This is a genomic window from Streptomyces sp. NPDC048352 (genome assembly GCF_040651895.1).
Taxonomy (GTDB): Bacteria; Actinomycetota; Actinomycetes; order Streptomycetales; family Streptomycetaceae; genus Streptomyces.
The window spans coordinates 134,192-151,542 of record NZ_JBEZKZ010000001.1 but is presented as its reverse complement, the minus strand read 5'-3'; the positions used below and the strand labels follow the sequence as shown (position 1 = coordinate 151,542).

Here is a 17,351-nt window from a genome sequence, read left to right as displayed (position 1 = left end):
GCTTTCGCGGGCGTTGACGGCAAAGGGGTTCGCAGGACGACTCCAGGCCCGGCGGCACGGTGCGCTGACTACACGGTCCTGCGGCGGTGGCGACCGGTACCCGCGACGAGGGCTGCGCCGAGCGCGAGGACCGCGCCCCCGCCGCCGAGTGCCCAGGCGGTGGCGGCATCGGCGCCGGTCTCGGCGAGCTCGCCGCCCGTTCCGGTGCCGTTGCTGCCGTCTGCCGGCGTGGAGCCGCCGTTTGGCTTCGGGGTGTTGCCTTCCGTGCCCGTGCCGGTGCCGGTGCCGGTCTTCGAGCTGATCTTCGTCCGGTACTCGGGGGATTCGGACTCGATGGTTTCGTCCGGAGAACCCTCTGGCTCGGAGCCGCCCATCTGGAAGACGATCTCGCCCGACGGGGTGTCGGCGGCGAAGCGGAGGCGGAACTGGACCTCGTAGACCTCACCGGCGGCCACGGGCCGGCTGCCGAACCCGATGCCGAGCAGGGTTTCCCCACCGTCCCCCGTCTTCAGCGGCTGCCAGCTCCATGTGCCGTTCGCGTCCTTGGCGTAGACCTCGGCCGTGACCTGGGAGGGAGTCCACCGGGCCGCGTCAGGGCGGTACATGCGCAGGCTGGCGTCGAACTGCCTCAGGGCCTTCTTGCCCGTGTTGTCGACCCGGGCGGTCAGCGTGTGCCAGCCGCCGCCGGCCGTGAAGCCGTCCTGCGGGAAACCGGCGACGCTGAGCTGAGGGCCTTCCGTGAACACGTGATCCGGGTGGCCGTGTGCGATGAACGAGCTGTGGCTGGCGTCCTGCGAGTGGACCGATCCCTCACCCCAGCCGTTCTGGCCCGAGGTGCGCAGGGAGATCTCGTGCGGCTGGGTGTTCCTGTCGAACCTCATGCGGAGCTTGAGGTCGAAGGCCTCGTTCTTCTTGATGTCGACGGAGGCCACCTCGTGGGTCCACACCTCCTCCGAACCGTCCGAGAGGACCGGCTGCCAGCTCCAGCTGCCGGTGCGGTCGGGGGCGTACACCTCCAGCTCGGTGTCGCCCTGCTTGAGGAATCCGTTCTCCACCCAGAGGGTCAGGTCCAGCTGGTAGTCGTCGATGGCCTCGTGGCCGGTGTTGTCGACGCGCATCGAGAACTCGCGCCAGTCCGACCCCGCCTGGAAGCCGTCCCGCGGGAGTCCCTGCAGGCCGAGCTTCGGGCCGGTGAAGGCGGGGGTCTCCTCGCCGCCGCCCGTTTCGCCGGCCTTCCCGACCACGCTGTCGAACCACGTGTAGCGCGAGGTCACGGAGTTGCCGTCCTGGCCGCGACCCTCACCACCCACGTAGAGCTCGAGTGGGGCGGCCGGGGTGTTCACCGTGAACGCGATGCGCACGTCGACCGTGTACACCTCGTCCTGGGCGACGGTGCGCTCTCCCAGTTCGACCTCGTACACGGTCTGGCCGCGGTCGAGGCGAAGGGCGACGGGCTGCCAGGTCCCGTTCGCCAGGCGGCGCTCGGCCTTGATGTGCTCGGGCTTCACGATCCCGTCGTACTGCGAGATACCGACGGCCGGTACGTAGGAGGCGAGGGCGGTGCCGCCCCGGTTGTCGACGGTCACCGTGAGCTGCGTCGGGCTTCCGCCGGGCGCGAAGCTCTTCGGAACGTTCTGCGTCGAGACCTTGGGCCCCGCCGTGACGGCGCGGGTGCCAGCGGCGTTCGTTTGTCCGGTGTTCGCCGCGGGGGCCTTCGGAGCGGCCTGCCGGTCTGCTGACGGCTTCGACTGGTCGGGCGCCCCCGTGCCCGCTGCCTCGTCCTTGGGTGCAGCGTCCGGCACGGTGACGGCGGCCTTTTCCTGCGCCATTGCGGGCGTGGCGGCCAGTACGGTCGGGCCGACCACCGCAGCGGCGGCCACAACGGCCATGCGCTTGAACTTCACGGATTTCCCCTCATGTTCCCGGGCGCATCTCGCCCGGCCCACCCCGACATGTTTTGAACGCGCTCAGGCTAAGCGTTGGGGCGAGGAGAACCGCTGTGCGGTGCATCACGCACGGATTCAGGCCAGCCCGAATGCGCCGGGTGCCTGGACGGTTGCGCATTCCTCGGCTCGTCGGATGCACGTGAAACATCCGGGTAGCGTGGCAGGGTCGCTGTACTCGATCTCGATTCGGCGGATGTCCGCGGTGGTGCAACCTGCGTCGGGCCGGGTGGCCTGGCGTTCGTCGAGGCAGATGACCACGATCGGCACGCCGGCTATCCGCCGCTCCAGCGTCGCGATGGGGGAGGGGCCGGCCGCGGCCGAGGTGCTGCGTTTCGTCGAGGACCGCGACGCCGGGCCGGCGGATGGCCGAGTTCAGGGTGCGCGACGGAAGTGCCGATGGCTGGGGCTCCAGCAGGGGCAGTCGTCGGTGCGCATGGTTCCCATGGGGTCGTGCGGACCGCGCGGGTCCCCGCTGGTGGTCGTCACATGCTCCTGGCTCCGCACCCGCCGCAGCGCCTTCCCTGAGCATCAAGTCGTCCACCCGTACCACGCTCAGGTCCGGCTCCCACGAGTCAGCCGCCCTGGAGGCCCCACTCGTCCAGGCCGCCGTAGACGTGTGCTTCGAGGCACTGCGGGGCATCAAGACCCACGGCCTCGCCCCGGTACAGGGCGATGAGCGAGTCCTTGCCCCGCCACCAGGTGTCGGTCACGCCCAGCACTTCGGGAACCGGCTCGAATCCGCCGAGATCCAGTGACTCGACGGCTTCGCCCGTGATCCTCGTGACGGTCCTGGCCCAGCGACGGGCATGGGCGGCCAACGCCAGGGATTCCACCCATCCGTCCGTGCCGGCATGCAGGGGCGTATAGCGGTGGGCATCGATCCCGAACGCCCCGTCGGGACCGATCGCAAATCCGTAGGCCATCGACACCCGGCAGTCCCCTGCCGGGAACGACCAGCCTTCGGGGGACATCAGCTTCGGGCAGTCGGCGCTCAGGATGCGCGGACCGCCCTGGTAGAACGGGGCCGGCGGCAGGACGAGACCGCCCCAGCGGCCCTGGAAGGCGGCTACCCGGTTGATCTCCGCGGCGGGGATCCCCTGCCCGATCCACGCCTCGCGGTGTCGCAGGATGTCCTGCCGGTGGACGCGGATGCCCTCTACCTCGACAAACCGCTGGGCTCTGCGACTCAGACCGGCGGGTCCGACCGGGATGGACGACACCGGGCTGTCAGCCATCACTCCTGCTCGCCGTCGCCGGCGTGGAGCACGGCGGCCGCGATCTCCCGTACGCGGTCCAGGCTGATCCCCGTGCGCTGTTCGACGGCGAGAGGGTGGTCGGTGGGCTCGAGCTCCACGAAGGGACGCTCACCGACCGGGCGGGTGTGGACACGAGTCTTCAGGTTCAGGGTCGTGGCCTCGTACACCGGCAGGTCGGTGGTGAGCCACCCGAAGTACGGCTCCTCGGCCTCGCGGCCGACGCTGTCCCACAGGTCCACGGCCCTCGAGAAGCGCTCGCGGCTGAGTGAGACCCAGACACCCCAGGAGAACACCTCGCGGCTGCCGATGACCGGTATCTCGATCAGGCCCTTCACGAAATAGTGCTGCCCGCGGACCACACACTGGTCCGACGAGAGCAAGCAGTCGTCGGCGTCGGCGAAGGCCGAATCCCACCCGGCCGGGGCCTCGGCCGTGTAATTCATCGGCAGCTCGGAGTGGTGGGCACCGCAACACGTGCAGGCGAACCCGAGATCACTGGTCATGGGCCGAAGCCTAGTGACGGGCTCCGGTACCACCCTCGGGTGGGCCACCCGCTCTCCGCCACATCCCGTCAGGGCATGGAGACCTGCCCTTGACTTAGTGCTCGTCAGAGGGGGATCGAATCCCATTCAGTATTCGCGCCGTCGCGAGTCACCATGAACAGCGGACGCGAGCGGAGGACCTGCCCTACCAGTTGCCCGCGCAAGAGGACCCCGGGGTCATTCGGTCCTGCGTAGCCCTCCGGCGTGTAGCGAAGGTGCACGTCCATCGCCTCCGCATACGCGATCAGGTCCTTTTCCAGGTCCGACAGGTCCCTCCCGACCAGCGGCAATCCGTCGAATTGGCTCACGTAGGCCGCGACAGCATGCGCAGAGGAAGCCACCTCACGACGGTGGACTTCGATCCTCCAAGTCGGCGAGAAGAGCGGGTAGCCCCGTGCACAATCGCTGACCTGCGTCCGTCCGTACATCTCTGCCGCCTCGACCACTTCGTCGACGGTCATACCGAACCGGAGCGGTCCGACGCCCACTGCCGGCGAATAAGACCACCGCAATCAGCCGGGATGCTGCTCCAGCGGAGTCGAAGCGCGTGGCCCGAGCTGATGTGGGTCCCGGTTATCGCGCCGAGCCGGGAAGGGCGGGGGAGGGGGCGAAGTGGAGCTTTTGGGGGCCCTTCCCGTCACCGTTCCAGTCGAGGAAGAGAATCACGTCGGTGTAGACGCGGTACCGCCCGGGCCAGTGGGAGGAGTAGGAGGCCGGCGTGATGGATCCGTCCTTCGCCTTGTTCAGCCGCTCGGCCAGATCGGTGCGCCTGGTGACGGCGAGGCCGCCACCGGTGACCATCGCGGTGACTTCGGCGTTCGTGCCGGTGGGGTGGAAGATGAGGCCGGGTTGGGTAGAGGCTGCCGGCAGGTCCCAGCTGATCGTCGCCCAGTGCCGGACGTTCGCCCCGGATTCCGAGACGCAGGCCTTGACGGTGAAGCTCCAGTTGTCGGGCCAAGGCCCGCTGTAGGCAGGGTTGTCGACGGTCTTGGACGACACCTTGCAGCGCTCCGCCGCGTGTGCGGGGCTCATCCCCGTGGCAGCCGCGGTGACGAAGGCAGCCACCAGTACCGCCACGAGCCGACGGGCGGGCGATGTACTGAGCATGAGTGTGCCTCCGTTGGTCGCGTGCCCAGGACAACGAGGCGGCGCGGACGAGGAAGCGCGCCGGCAAGGGTGGTGCGCCAAAAGTCCCGGTGACGGCGCTCATCGCCATCACCGGATCGACCACCACCTACGCGCACCATGACGCCAAGGGCCTGACCGGGCTGGGTCCGTCATGGCGTGTTCGTGAAGGAGCGGCGGTACGAGCGGGGCGGCACTCCCCGGCGGCGTACGAACTGATCGCGCAACACGGCCGCGCTTCCGTATCCGACGCGACGGGCGATCTCTTCCACTGGCAGGTCCGTGGTCTCCAGGAGTTCCTCGGCGGTGCCCAGACGCAGGCTGCGCAGCCAGGCGTGGGGCGTGGTGCCGGTCGCCGCGGTGAAGCGGCGGGCGAAGGTGCGTTTGCTCATCATGGCCCGCCGGGCCAGTTCTGCGACGGGAAGCGGCTGATGGAGGTTCCCGCGGGCCCACGCGAGCACCTCGGCGAGACGCTCGTCGCGGCAGTCCTCGGGGACGGGGGCGGCCAGGTACTGAGCCTGCCCGCCATCGCGGTGGGAGGGCAGTACGACGTCCCGGGCCACGGCGTTGGCCATCGCGGCTCCGTGTTCCCGCCGCAGCAGGTGCAGGCAGAGGTCGAAGCCCGCGGCGGCTCCCGCGCCCGTGATGATGCGTCCTTCGTCGATGTAGAGGGCGTCGGATTCGACGGTGACCTCGGGGTGGCGCTGGGCGAGCAGTTCGGCGAACCGCCAGTGGGTCGTGGCCCGCCGCCCGTCGAGCAGTCCGGCGGCGGCGAGCGCGAAGGCGCCGACGCAGTGGGCCGCGACCAGCGCACCGCGCTCGTGCGCCGCCGACAGCGCACCGAGCACGGCGGGGGCGGGTGGTGTGCGGAAGCCGGCCCACGGCAGGGCGATCACCAGATCGGCCGAGGCGAGCCGCTCCAGACCGTGCGTGATGGTGAGCGGCACGCCGAGGTCGGTGGGGACCGGCCCGGGCCGGTCGGTGCACAGCGCGAAGTCGAACCCGTCCAGTGCCTCCCCGTGCGGGCCGAAGACCTCGGTGACGATGCCGACGGCGAGCATGCCGACTCCGGGCGGGGTGTAAGCGGCGACGGTCATGAAGGGAGGCACGCGTACAGTGTGGCAGCAATCCTGCGATCAGCGGCAGCTGTGCCACTCGTGGATGATCGACTGCTCGGCGAGGATGGGGGCATGACAGACGCACCGATCGGCCGCAGCGCCGCATACAAGGTCCTGACCACCGGATACGTCGGCTCCACCGGCCCCGGAGTCGCCGCCACCGTCTCCTACGTGCACGACGCGGGACGGCACGTGATCTTCGACCCCGGCATGGTGGCGAGCCACGACGACATCCTTTTCCCGCTCGCGGAGTTGGGGCTGGGTCCCGAGGACATCACCGACGTGGTGCTCAGTCACCACCACCCCGACAACACCATGAACGTGGGCCTGTTCCGACGGGCCCGGGTGCACGACCACAAGGTGGAGTACCTGGGCGACCAGTGGAAGAACCGGGACGCGGAGGGCTACGAACTCACCCCGTCGCTCCGGCTGATCCGCACCCCGGGGCACAGCGCCGAGGACATCACACTGCTCGCCGGCACGGACTCCGGCGTCGTGGCCTTCGCCGGTGACCTGTGGTGGCACGCGCAGGGTCCGGCGGACGACCCGGTAGCCCCTGACCGTGAGGTGCTGCGTACCTCCCGGCTCCGGGTGCTGGCCGCCGCGGACCTGATCGTGCCCGGCCACGGCGCCCCGTTCAGGGCCGACGACACCGCGCCCCGCTAGGCGCACTGCCCACCCTGCGAGCCGCGGACTTCCGCCCGCCGCGCTGTCGCGCGGCGGCGGGCTGTTCCTCGGTGAGACGCAGAGCGGGCGGGGCGGAGGACGCCGTACGATCGCATGGCGGCGGGCCGACGGTCACGACGAGGACGGTCAGGCAGGCTGGTATCCCCGCACCGTTGCCCTTCAGGAGCGTCGTGTCCTTCAGCCGGTCTCAGTCCCGGGTCCAGGTGCCGGCAGCCCTGGCCGCCTCGCAGGACGGCGAGGCTTGGCGGGCATGGACTGCTGCCCTGCCGGCTTTGGCCGAGGAGTTCTTGGACCGTTGGAGCCTGCGACTGGACGGACCGCCCGCGCACGGGGCCTTCCGGCTCCCGCCGGCCTGCGGCTGCTGTCCGACATCGCCCGCGCCATGATCGACCGGGTTCCCACCTACTCCCGCTCTCTGGCGGACCCCTCCGAGCGCCGGCTGCTGGCGACGTGTGCGGCTGCGGTGCGGGAGCTGCTGGACGAGCCCGGGGACCGGCTGCTGCACTGGGATCTGCACTACGGCAACGTCCTCGCGCCTCTTCCGTCCTCGCAGGTCGCGGGACGGGCTCCGTGGCTCGCCATCGACCCCAAACCCCTCGCCGGCGACCCGGCCTTCGAACTGCTGCCCGCGTTGCGCAACCGGTGGGACGACGTCATCACCGCCGCGGACGTGTCACGGGCCATACGCCATCGCTTCCACCTCATGACAGAAGTGATCGGACTGGACCGAGAGCGCGCCGCCGGATGGACGCTCGGCCGCGTGCTGCAGAACTGCCTCTGGGACATCGAGGACGGCGCCGTCACACTGCAGCCCGAGCAGACAGCGATCGCCCGAGCACTACTCGACTCCTGACGACTGCGCCCTCGGGCCACTGGACCGGCCGGCCCGCACCAGGGCAGGCACCTGATCAGTGCCACCTCCAGGGCACTACGGCCTGCGGTGTAAGCGATCAGGACGCCACGCGCAGCTCACAACCCGCGGATGGCTTCGCCCAGTTCAGAGCCATAGGATGCCCAGCAGACGAGTGAGCCGTCGGCGTCGAGCTCCCCCATGAACCATTCGCCATCAGCTCGGGCGAGGCACAGGCCATGAAAGGACAGGATGACGTCAGGCTGGAGGACGTCGTAGTCGGCGGAGCCGACCTGTTCGACAACGACGAGCCGTTCCAGCGACAGCAACTCCGCCTGACCATCGCCCGACACCGAACGGACCCGCTCGATCGTCCATCCGTCCGGGAGCTCTGCGTTCACTGCTGCATGGTCGCAGCCAGGGTGTCTCAAAGCCACTCGTTTACCGCGGCGACCAGCACCGTCACGGTCCAGGTCCGCGGGGGGCCTGGCTTTCGCTTCTCCTGCCCGGGGGCCAGGGCGCTCGCCCGCCCCCGGGCTTCGCCGTCGGCTACTTCGTCGTGCGGTTCGCGGAGAAGGCGGGCGCTCTCCCCAGCACTTCGATCGTCTCTTCCATCTCACGGACCCTGCGGCGCAGTTGCACCAGTTCCTCACGCTCGGCCGTGGTCAGCGCGCCCGCCGGCTCCTCGCCCCGCTCCGCCGCCAGCTCCTCCGCGATCGCCGCCGCGAACGCGTCCACGTCGTCCTCGGTGGTGTCGAAGGACGTCATCCAGCGGACCTCGCCGGCCTGCTCGTCCCAGGTGTAGAAGCGGAAACGCTTCTGGAGGCGCTCGGTGACGGCCGCCGGCAGGACGGCGAAGATCTGGTTGGCCTGCACCGGGCGGGAGATCTCCAGGCCCGGCAGTCCGCGCACCGCCTCGTACAGCCGCTGGGTCATCGCGTTGGAGCGGGCCGCCGAGCGCAGCCAGAGGTCGCCGCCGAGCAGCGCCTCGAACTGCACCGACATGAAACGCATCTTGGAGCCCAGCTGCATGCTCGTCTTGCGCAGGTGGGCCATACCGCGCACCGCGTCCTCGTTGAGCACGATCACCGCCTCGCCGAAGAGCAGCCCGTTCTTGGTGCCGCCGAGCGAGAGGACGTCAACACCGGCGTCGGTGGTCATCTCGCGCAGGGACACGCCGAGGGTGGCGGCGGCATTGGCGAGCCGGGCGCCGTCCAGGTAGACGAGCATGCCGAGGTCGTGCGCGTGGTCGCAGATCGCACGGATCTCGTCCGGCGTGTAGCAGGTGCCGAGCTCGGTGGACTGGGCGATCGAGACGACCTTGGGCCGGGCCCGGTGCTCGTCCTCGAAGCCCCACGCCTGACGGTCGATCAGCTCGGGGGTGAGCTTGCCGTCCCAGGCCGGCACCGTCAGGAGCTTGATCCCGGCGACCTTCTCGGGCGCCCCGCCCTCGTCGACGTTGATGTGGGCCGACTCGGCGCAGACCACGGCGTCCCAGCGGTCGAGCATGGTCTGGAGCGCGACCACGTTCGCGCCGGTGCCGTTGAAGACCGGGTACGTGCGCGCGGTGGGGCCGAAGTGGCCGCGCACCACTTCCTGGAGGCGCTCGGTGTAGACGTCGGCGCCGTAGCTGACTTGGTGGCCGCCGTTGGCCAGGGCTATCGCCGCGAGGATCTCGGGGTGCGCGCCCGCGTAGTTGTCGCTGGCGAAGCCGCGCTCGTCCGGGTCGTGTCGTCGCTGAACGGTCATGGTGCTCGCTTACTTGTCTCGGTCGTAGGGGTGTGACACATCTGGTCCGGACGGACGCGGGCCGGCCCGCTCAGGCCGGCGCGGGCTCCGTCCGGGTGCGGGCCTTCTCCAGGCCGCGCACCAAGGGAGGCGCGGCGAACCCGAGCAAGACGAAGAGCGCCGCGAGGACCAGCCAGCCGGTCGCCGCCGCGCCGACGACCAGCGAGGTCATCAACCACGGCCCGGCGAACTGCTGGAGCCCCCGCCCCAGGGAGAACACCGCCTGGTACTCCCCCTGCCGGGCCGCCGGGGCGAGCCCGAAGGACAGGCCCCTGCTCGCCGACGCCTGGTACAGCTCGCCGAGGACGAGCACCAGCGCGCCGCCCAGCAGGGCCGCACTGTCCAGGAGCGCGCCGTGCCCCCCGCTCACCGCGAAGACCAGGCAGGACGCCCCCAGCGCCCACCCCGCCCAGCGCAGCATACGTGCCGCTCCCGCCGGGGTCGCCGCGCCCCTGCTCACCGTGACCTGGAACAACAGCACCAGCACGGTGTCCAGGATCAGCAGCCCCGACACCAGCAGCGCGGGCGCGTCGGTGCCGGAGACGGTCCACAGCGGCAGACCGACCGTCAGCAGCGGGTGGTACAGCTCCAGAGCACCGCACACCAGCGCGACCGCCACATAGCGCACGTCCCGCAGCGCGGCGCTGCGCAGCACCCCGCCCGGCGCCTCCGCGGCGGTGGTCCGGGGCCCGGCACCGCCCGCGGGCAGCCGCATCCCGAGCAGCACGGCGACGGAGACCAGCTGGAGGGCGGCGTTGGCGAGGACCGTGGCGTACAGGGCGGTCGAGGTGCCGGCCGCGATGGCGGCTCCGGCCAGTGCGGCCCCACCGAGGAAACCCAGGTTGAACAGGCTGCGTATCTGCGCGCTCACCCTGACCCGCTCCGCCTCGCCCACCGGCGCATCGGTGAGCGACGGCTGGAGCGCGCCCGCCGAGGTCTCCAGGACCGCGATGGCGCAGGCGACCGCGAGGAACGCGGCGAAGCCGTCCACCAGGCAGTACGCGGTGAAGCCGACAGCCGCGAGCAGGAAGTTGACGGCGAGCACCCGGCCCGCGCCGACCCGGTCCGCGAGCCGGCCGAGGGGCACGGTGCAGACCAGACCGCAGAGCCCGGCGACCGACAGGGCGAGGCCCACCCGCTGGGCGGGGATGCCGATGGTCCGGGTGAAGAACACGGCGCTGGCGGTCAGGAACACCCCGAGCCCCAGCGACTGGATGAGCATGAGGACGCCGAGCCGCCGGGCGTTCCCGGCGGCAGCCCAATCCCGGCTGCGACGCCGATCAGGGTGGCGCCCCGGGAGGAGGCGGGTTCGACCACGAGGACGCGGGCAGGACGAAGTGCGTCTGTGTGCGGCAAAGCGAAATCCCCCGAGGCTGAGCCGTGTTGGACCGGACTCATGGGCGCGGTCCTGATCGTGATCTTTCTATCCGGACGCCTTGACTCTGGTCAACGGATCACCGCAAAAAGATCGGCGAGAGCGAACCCAAACCGCACATTTTCCGGGACGAGGGCCCTGTCAGAGCCCGTTCGGGCTCCGAAACCGCCGGAAGGCCCTCGCGAAAGGTCCCCAGCGGAGAGCCCCCCTCGGCCGACTCCGCCGCGGCCGACTCCGCCGCGGCCGGCGGGCTGTGAGGAACCGGGGCCAGCAGCCGTACCGGCGGTAGAGCTCGAGGGCGACAGCCGGCGGCGTGATGCAAGTGCCGTCCGGGTCGCCGCTCTCCCTCGATCCGCCCCCCGCTTCTTGGGCCTTCGCCGTAGACCCGGCCGGCGGGACGGGAGAGGTGACCGGGTGGGCGTTCGAGCGCCCGTTCGGTTGCCGGCCGAGGTTAGTTAGGCTCGCAGGCATGGAAGCCCGTACCCCGCCCGTTCTCCTCCTGTCGGCACCCCGGACCTCCACGGGGGAACTCCTCGCCCGCGCGGCGGCCTGGCGCGGCTACGAGGTGACCGACCGGGCGGCGAGCGCCGAGGGTCGCAGGGTGCACTGGTACGGCGGTCCCCGTGCGGCCGCACGCCTTGCCGGCCCGTTGGGCCTCGGGCTGCTCGAGCCGGCCGATGACTGGCTGACGCGCGTACCGGACCCCCTCCTGCGGCGCCGCGTACGGCTCACCACCCTCGCCGAGGCCCGTGCGCTGCGTGAACGGGCCTTCGTGAAGCCGCCCTCGGCGAAGATCGACCTGCTTCCGGCCGCCGTCCACGAGGACGGGACCAGCCTGCCCGGCGGACTCGATGGCTCCACGCCGGTCCTGGTGAGCGGCGTCGTGGAGTTCGCCGCGGAGTACCGGCTGTTCGTCCTCGACGGCTCCGTCCTCACGGGGAGCCGCTACGCCGTCTGCGGGCGCCTCGACCCGGCGCCGCTGGACGCCGAGAGTCTCGCCTTCGGCCGTACAGTCCTCGAGGCCACGGCCGCCGGCCTGCCGAGCGCGGTGTGCCTGGACATCGGCCGGCTCGCCGCCGGCGGCTGGGCGGTGGTCGAGGCGAACATGGCATGGTTCGCCCACTGTTACGCCTCCGAGCCGGAACGTGTCCTGGACACGGTGCTCCGCGCCGCCGGCCCGATCGCCGCGGTCGCGAGCCGGGACCGGCCGTACCTGAGGGGGGAAGTGGAAGAACGGGGGGCAGACCGAGAGCGCGGCCGACTGCAGGAGCGGGCGGCGCCCTCGGTGTAGCCGACTTCGGGTGTAGGGGCTGCTTACGGGGTGGGCGCAGGTGGGGCTGGCTCGACTGCCGGAGGGCCGTCAGTCTTCGTTCGGTGGCGGGACGTGGCCTGCCGCCTTCTGCACGGTGCTCTCCAGCTCGTCGCGGTTCAGACCGAGAGCCTCCGCGTACTGGTCCAGGGCCGTATCCAGCAGCCACCAGGGCTCGCGCGCGTCTTCCCACGCGTCCCGCCAGGTGACGTGCTGCTCGTCGGTCCATTGAGCCGAGTCGCCGAGCTCCGCCTGCAGGCGCGTCAACTCGGCTTGTGCTTCGTCGGTCGCTTCCTGCAGTTCGAGCAGTTCGTCCAGCGCGTCAGACAGTTCGATTTCCACTCCGGGATTCTAGGCGCCAAGAGCCGCCCGGCCACGGCCCCGGCCGGGCACGCCAAGCGATGCCGGAAGGTGGGCCGATGCCGCCCAGAGGACACAGAGGCACCCCCCGGCACCGTCATCGGGCGTTGGCGTCGGCCGCGCTGGGAGTCCGGGCCCTGAGCAGCACGCCGGCCACCAGCGCCGCCAGCAGCAGAGCGCCGGCCGCCCACCAGAGGGCGTCGGTGTAGCCGAGCAGCAGCTGCTCGGACTGGCTCTCTTCCGACGAAGCGGCCAGACGAGCGCCGACGAGGGTCACGAGCAGCGCCGCACCGATCGACTCGCCCACCTGCTGGGCCATGAGAACGACCGCCGAGGCCGCGCCGGAGTGCCGCGGGGCGACGCCGGAGGTGGCGGTGGCGAAGAGCGGCCCGAAGGCCAGACCGCTGCCGAATCCGGTCAGGAGCATGCCGGGCACCACGTCGGGCCCGTACGCGCTCTCGGGGTCGACACCGGCGAGGAGCAGCGTCCCGGCCGCGGCGGTGACCAGTCCGGACACGATCAGCACGCGGGGCGCGGTGCGGTCCTGGAGGCGCGCCGAGACCTGCGTGGCGGCGATGACGGCCGCGGCGGCCAGCGGCAGCAGCAGCACCCCGGTCATGCCCGGGGCGTAGCCGAAGACGTACTGCATGTAGACGGTGAGCATGGGGAGCAGCACCACGAGCCCGGCGCCGGTCAGGGCCATCGCCAGGGCACAGCCGAGGCGGTCGCGGTGCCAGTTGAGGTTCCCGGCCGACGGGGTGCCGGACGTCTTGGTCTGCCGCCACAGGAACGCGATGAGCAGGAGGACGCCCGCCGCGAGGAGGCGCAGGGCCAGGGGAGTGGTCCAGCCGAGCCGCCCCGCCTCGTCCATGCCGTAGACCAGGGCAACGAGCCCGCCGGAACCGAGCACCACGCCGAACCGGTCGGAGCGGGCACGATCGTCCGACGGGCGGCCCGGCAGCAGGGTGGCCGCGCCGGTCACCGCGAGGGCCGCGAGCGGGACCCAGGCGTACTGCGACACGCGCCAGGACGCCAGCTCCGTGAGCCAGCCACCCGCGAGCATCCCGAGCGCCCCGCCGCCGGCCGCGACCGCCCCGTAGATCCCGAAGGCCCGGGAACGTTCCCTCGGGTCGGTGAAACCGGTGGACAGCAGGGACAGTCCGGACGGTGTCACCAGCGCGGCGAACGCACCCTGCAGGGCCCGCGCCACGACCAGCAGGCCGGGATCGCCCGCCGAGCCGCACAGCACCGAGACGGCTGCGAAGCCGGCCAAGCCGATGATCAGGGTCCGTTTGGCGCCCACGCGGTCGCACACGTACCCGCCGAGCAGCAGCAGACCGGTGAAGGCGAGTACGTAGGCGGTGACCGGGTTCGGTGCGTCGTCGGCGAAGCCGAGATCGGACTGGACCGTCGGCAGGGCGGCGCTGAAACCCACCACGTCGAGCAGTACCAGCAGCTGCGTCAGGGCGATCACGCCCAGCCCCCACCAGCGCCTGGGGTGCGGGCCCGCCGGGTAGGGGAGGGCGGCCGGGGGCGGCCCGAAGCCCTGCGCGGGGACGGACCGCGCCGCGGCCGGGGCCGTGGGCGCGTACGGGGGCGGCGGCGCGGGCACCGGCTGGTGCTGGCGCGGTACGGAGGGGACGCGGGGATCCGGCTGCGCACCGGGCTCCGCGGCGGGCGTCTCGGGAGACCAGTCCAGCAACTTGGCCGCACGGCGGCCGAGTTGCGCCAGTACCGTGCCCGGCAGCCACTCCCCGGGCTGTTCGACCGCCGTCCGGTCGGCGACCTCCTGGGGCGTCGGCCGGGCGGCGGGATCCTTCTCCAGGCAGGCGCGTACGAGGCCGCTCAGTGGTTCCGGAACGCCGGTGAGGTCCGGTTCCTCCTCGGCCACCCGGAAGAGGTGGGCGTTCAGCCCGGAATCGGCGGCGCCGAACAGGAGCCGTCCGGTGGAGGCGTACACGAGGACGGCACCGAGGCAGAAGACGTCGCTGGCGGGCGTGAGTTCGCGGCCGCGGACCTGCTCCGGAGACATGAAGCCGGGGGAGCCGATGAGCATGCCGGTGCGGGTGTGCAGGCTGTCCCCGGTGAGGCTGTCCATCGCCCGAGCGATGCCGAAGTCGATGACGCGGGGGCCGTCGACGGTGACGAGTACGTTCGACGGCTTCAGGTCACGGTGGATCAGGCCTGCCTCGTGCACGGCCCGCAGCGCGACGGCGAGCCGGTTGGCGAGGGTGTGCACCGAGTACTCGGGCAGCGGCCCGAAGTCCTCGGCGACCACGGTGCGCAGGTCCGGCCCCGGGATGTACTGCGTCGCCACCCACGGCACGGCGGCCTCCGGATCGGCGTCGAGCACCGCTGCCGTCCAGTCCCCGCCCACCCGCCGGGCTGCGGCCACCTCGCGGGCGAAGCGCCTGCGGAACTCGGGGTGCCCGGCGTGCTCGGCCTGCACGACCTTCACCGCCACGGTGCGCCCGCCCTCGGACCGGCCCAGATAGACCAGGCCCATGCCGCCCTCACCCAGCCGGGCGATCAGACGGTACGGGCCGATGTGGGTCGGGTCTGCTGCGATCAACTGGTCCACGGGGCGAAGTATGCCAACCGTCAGGCCGGGGTGAGCCCGGGGTCGCGACGAAAACGGCGGCCGGAGAGACGCAACCGCATCGTCACCGCCCCGGTCGCGGTCCGGCGGCGGAGCAAGGGGAACGGCCGGCATGGCGGGACCCCAGCGTTGTCAGTGCTGGGCAGCATGATGACCTTCATGACCGAAACCAGTGCCCTCCCCTCTCCTGCCGCCTACGTGAAGGCCGTGACCACCGCCTTGGCGGCGTCGGCCGCGTACTACGGCGACGGGACGACCCCGCTCGGCGACGACGAGTATGACGGACTGCTGCGCGCCATCACGGCCTACGAGGACGCCCACCCCGACGAGGTGCTGGCCGAGTCGCCGACCGGGAAGGTGGCGGGCGGGGCGGTGCAGGGCGACGTGCCGCACTCGGTGCCGATGCTCTCCCTCGACAACGTCTTCGACGCCGACGAGCTCGCCGAGTGGGCGGCAGGGCTGGAACGACGGCTCGGGCGCCCTGTTGCCGGGTGGTGTGTGGAGCCCAAGCTCGACGGCCTCGCGGTGGCCGCCCGCTATCGGGGCGGCCGGCTCGTTCAGCTCCTCACCCGCGGCGACGGTCTGGCCGGCGAGGACATCACCCACGCCGCCGACGCCGTCCTCGGTCTGCCGCCGGTGCTCACCGAGCCGGTCGACGTCGAGTTGCGCGGGGAGGTGCTGCTGACGACCGCGCAGTTCGAGGAGGCCAACCGGATCCGCCTCGCCCACGAGGCCACGCCCTTCGCGCATCCGCGCAGCGGCGCGGCCGGCACCCTGCGGGCCAAGGACCGCCTCTACCGGATCGAGTTGACGTTCTTCGCCTACGGCGCGATCGGCCTCGACGACCTCGGCCACCTCGCCCTGCTGGAGAAGCTGACCGCGCTCGGCGCGAACACGGCAGCCGGCACGCCTGCAGCCCCGAAGCGCTTGGAGACGCTGGAGCAGGTGCAGGAACGTATCGACGTGATCGCCGGCCTGCGCGCGGACCTGCCGTTCGGGATCGACGGTGTCGTCGTGAAGGCCGACGCGGCCGAGGACCAGCGGCAGGCCGGCAACGGCTCGCGCGCCCCCAGGTGGGCGGTGGCCCGGAAGCTGGCGGCAGAGCACAAGGTGACGCGCCTTGTGGCGGTGGAGTGGAACGTCGGCCGGACCGGGATCATCGCCCCGCGCGCCGTCCTGGAGCCCGTGGTCATCGACGGGGTGACGGTCACCTACGCCACCCTCCACAACCCGTCCGACATCACCCGCCGCGGCCTCATGATCGGCGACCAGGTGTTCGTGTACCGGGCCGGCGACGTGATCCCCCGCGTCGAGGCACCGCTGGCCGACCAGCGCACCGGCGCCGAGACCCCGATCCTCTTCCCCGAAACGTGCCCCCGCTGCGGCGACGCGATCGACACCTCCGAACAGCGGTGGCGGTGTGTACGCGGACGCAGCTGCCAGACCGTGGCCTCGGTCATCTACGCAGCCGGCCGCGACCAGCTCGACATCGAAGGCCTCGGCAGCACGCGCGCCGTCCAGCTGGTGGAGGCCGGCCTGGTCAACGACATCGCCGACCTGTTCACCCTCACCCGCGAGCAGCTCCTCGGCTTGGAACGGATGGGCGAGACCAGCGTCACCAACCTCCTGGCCGCGATCGAGACCGCCCGCGGGGCCGCCCTGAACCGCGTGTTCTGCGCGCTCGGCGTCCGTGGCACCGGGCGCACGATGTCCCGCCGGATCGCCGCGTACTTCGGCTCGATGGCCGCCATCCGGGCCGCCGACGCCGATACCCTGGCCGGGGTCGACGGCATCGGCACCGAGAAGGCCCGCGTCATCGCGGCCGAACTCGCCGAACTCGCCCCGCTCCTCGACAAGCTCCAGGCCCAGCAGGTAGGCACGCAGGTCACCGAACCGCAGCACGAGCCCGCGTCCGAGGCGCCCGACGGCGACACCCCGGAGGGCGGCGGCCCGCTGGCCGGACAGGCCGTCGTGGTCACCGGCTCCATGACCGGGCCCCTGGCCGCGCTGTCCCGTAACGAGATGAACGAGCTGATCGAGCGGGCCGGTGCGAAGGCGTCGTCGTCGGTGTCCAAGCGCACCACCCTCCTGGTGGCGGGCGAAAAGGCCGGCTCCAAGCGCACCAAGGCCGAGGAACTGGGCATCCGCATCCTCGCCCCGGAGGAATTCGCCACCCTCGTAGCCGACCTCCTCCCCACCAACTAGCCCTCACCGCCCGCCGACCCCCGGCACAGTCCTGTCCGGACTCGCTTCGGCAGTCGATGTCCCAGCCGGCGTCGAGCGCATGCCAGGCGAAGTCTGTTTCCTCGTGGGCGTTGCTGGTATCCGCTCGCGGATGACGATCCACACGTGCGCGCAGTGAGCGGTACGGCAGCCGAATCGTGACTTCCGAGCTC

14 protein-coding genes and 1 pseudogene are annotated in these 17,351 nt (G+C 71.5%); 4 read left to right on the top strand and 11 right to left on the bottom strand.

Going from position 1 to position 17,351, the window contains the following annotated elements; genetic code table 11:
• Positions 1-68: 68 nt before the first annotated feature.
• The 6 genes from AB0D45_RS00720 to AB0D45_RS00695 all read right to left on the bottom strand — a co-directional run bounded on the left by AB0D45_RS00720 (position 69) and on the right by AB0D45_RS00695 (position 5,966).
• Entirely contained in the window at positions 69-1,904 is a 1,836-nt protein-coding gene (locus AB0D45_RS00720; protein ID WP_362454605.1) for a hypothetical protein, read from the bottom strand.
• Positions 1,905-2,518: 614 nt separating this feature from the next.
• Positions 2,519-3,181, bottom strand: coding sequence for a hypothetical protein (locus AB0D45_RS00715; RefSeq protein WP_362454603.1), 663 nt, complete (start codon positions 3,179-3,181; stop codon positions 2,519-2,521).
• Positions 3,181-3,645 (bottom strand): DUF2199 domain-containing protein, encoded by a 465-nt coding sequence (locus AB0D45_RS00710; RefSeq protein ID WP_362454601.1) that lies wholly within the window; start codon positions 3,643-3,645, stop codon positions 3,181-3,183. The genes AB0D45_RS00715 and AB0D45_RS00710 overlap by 1 nt, the downstream gene beginning before the upstream one ends.
• 164 nt (positions 3,646-3,809) lie before the next feature.
• On the bottom strand, positions 3,810-4,205 hold the full coding sequence (locus AB0D45_RS00705; protein WP_362454599.1) for a hypothetical protein: 396 nt from the start codon (positions 4,203-4,205) through the stop codon (positions 3,810-3,812).
• Between the two features lie 112 nt (positions 4,206-4,317).
• Positions 4,318-4,851: a hypothetical protein gene (locus AB0D45_RS00700; protein ID WP_362454597.1), complete on the bottom strand. Its 534-nt coding sequence runs from the start codon at positions 4,849-4,851 to the stop codon at positions 4,318-4,320.
• Between the two features lie 170 nt (positions 4,852-5,021).
• Entirely contained in the window at positions 5,022-5,966 is a 945-nt protein-coding gene (locus tag AB0D45_RS00695; RefSeq protein WP_362454749.1) for a helix-turn-helix domain-containing protein, read from the bottom strand.
• A gap of 93 nt (positions 5,967-6,059) precedes the next feature.
• Between AB0D45_RS00695 and AB0D45_RS00690 the strand changes: the two genes are divergently transcribed.
• Both AB0D45_RS00690 and AB0D45_RS00685 read left to right on the top strand, forming a co-directional pair.
• A complete protein-coding gene (locus AB0D45_RS00690; RefSeq protein WP_362454595.1) occupies positions 6,060-6,653 on the top strand; it encodes an MBL fold metallo-hydrolase in 594 nt (197 codons plus the stop codon).
• 191 nt (positions 6,654-6,844) lie between these two features.
• Positions 6,845-7,527: pseudogene (locus tag AB0D45_RS00685) on the top strand (aminoglycoside phosphotransferase family protein).
• Positions 7,528-7,643: 116 nt separating this feature from the next.
• Here AB0D45_RS00685 and AB0D45_RS00680 read toward each other — a convergent pair.
• The 3 genes from AB0D45_RS00680 to AB0D45_RS00670 form a co-directional block, all read right to left on the bottom strand.
• A complete protein-coding gene (locus AB0D45_RS00680; protein WP_362454593.1) occupies positions 7,644-7,925 on the bottom strand; it encodes a hypothetical protein in 282 nt (93 codons plus the stop codon).
• Positions 7,926-8,073: 148 nt separating this feature from the next.
• The gene (locus AB0D45_RS00675; RefSeq protein ID WP_362454591.1) at positions 8,074-9,273 is read right to left on the bottom strand and encodes a low specificity L-threonine aldolase; all 1,200 of its coding nucleotides are present in this window, start codon (positions 9,271-9,273) and stop codon (positions 8,074-8,076) included.
• A gap of 70 nt (positions 9,274-9,343) precedes the next feature.
• Positions 9,344-10,534, bottom strand: coding sequence for an MFS transporter (locus AB0D45_RS00670; protein ID WP_362454589.1), 1,191 nt, complete (start codon positions 10,532-10,534; stop codon positions 9,344-9,346).
• Positions 10,535-11,156: 622 nt separating this feature from the next.
• On the opposite strand from AB0D45_RS00670, the gene AB0D45_RS00665 reads away from it, so the two are divergent.
• Entirely contained in the window at positions 11,157-11,978 is an 822-nt protein-coding gene (locus AB0D45_RS00665; protein WP_362454587.1) for an ATP-grasp domain-containing protein, read from the top strand.
• Between the two features lie 69 nt (positions 11,979-12,047).
• Here AB0D45_RS00665 and AB0D45_RS00660 read toward each other — a convergent pair whose 3' ends face one another.
• Together AB0D45_RS00660 and AB0D45_RS00655 are read right to left on the bottom strand one after the other, a co-directional pair.
• On the bottom strand, positions 12,048-12,338 hold the full coding sequence (locus AB0D45_RS00660; RefSeq protein ID WP_362454585.1) for a hypothetical protein: 291 nt from the start codon (positions 12,336-12,338) through the stop codon (positions 12,048-12,050).
• 115 nt (positions 12,339-12,453) lie between these two features.
• Positions 12,454-14,937, bottom strand: a complete 2,484-nt coding sequence (locus AB0D45_RS00655) for an MDR family MFS transporter (RefSeq protein WP_362454583.1) — start codon at positions 14,935-14,937, stop codon at positions 12,454-12,456.
• A 168-nt stretch (positions 14,938-15,105) separates the two neighbouring features.
• Between AB0D45_RS00655 and ligA the strand changes: the two genes are divergently transcribed.
• Positions 15,106-17,160: an NAD-dependent DNA ligase LigA gene (gene ligA / locus AB0D45_RS00650; RefSeq protein WP_362454747.1), complete on the top strand. Its 2,055-nt coding sequence runs from the start codon at positions 15,106-15,108 to the stop codon at positions 17,158-17,160.
• Positions 17,161-17,351 lie beyond the last annotated feature (191 nt).

Bases quoted from the DNA above. Each gene is read 5' to 3' on its own strand.
- AB0D45_RS00715 (WP_362454603.1), bottom strand. From the start codon at position 3,181: ATGGCTGACAGCCCGGTGTCGTCCATCCCGGTCGGACCCGCCGGTCTG.
- AB0D45_RS00710 (WP_362454601.1), bottom strand. From the start codon at position 3,645: ATGAATTACACGGCCGAGGCCCCGGCCGGGTGGGATTCGGCCTTCGCC.
- AB0D45_RS00705 (WP_362454599.1), bottom strand. From the start codon at position 4,205: ATGACCGTCGACGAAGTGGTCGAGGCGGCAGAGATGTACGGACGGACG.
- AB0D45_RS00700 (WP_362454597.1), bottom strand. From the start codon at position 4,851: ATGCTCAGTACATCGCCCGCCCGTCGGCTCGTGGCGGTACTGGTGGCT.
- AB0D45_RS00695 (WP_362454749.1), bottom strand. From the start codon at position 5,966: ATGACCGTCGCCGCTTACACCCCGCCCGGAGTCGGCATGCTCGCCGTC.
- AB0D45_RS00690 (WP_362454595.1), top strand. From the start codon at position 6,060: ATGACAGACGCACCGATCGGCCGCAGCGCCGCATACAAGGTCCTGACC.
- AB0D45_RS00675 (WP_362454591.1), bottom strand. From the start codon at position 9,273: ATGACCGTTCAGCGACGACACGACCCGGACGAGCGCGGCTTCGCCAGC.
- AB0D45_RS00670 (WP_362454589.1), bottom strand. From the start codon at position 10,534: ATGCTCATCCAGTCGCTGGGGCTCGGGGTGTTCCTGACCGCCAGCGCC.
- AB0D45_RS00665 (WP_362454587.1), top strand. From the start codon at position 11,157: ATGGAAGCCCGTACCCCGCCCGTTCTCCTCCTGTCGGCACCCCGGACC.
- ligA (WP_362454747.1), top strand. From the start codon at position 15,106: ATGACCTTCATGACCGAAACCAGTGCCCTCCCCTCTCCTGCCGCCTAC.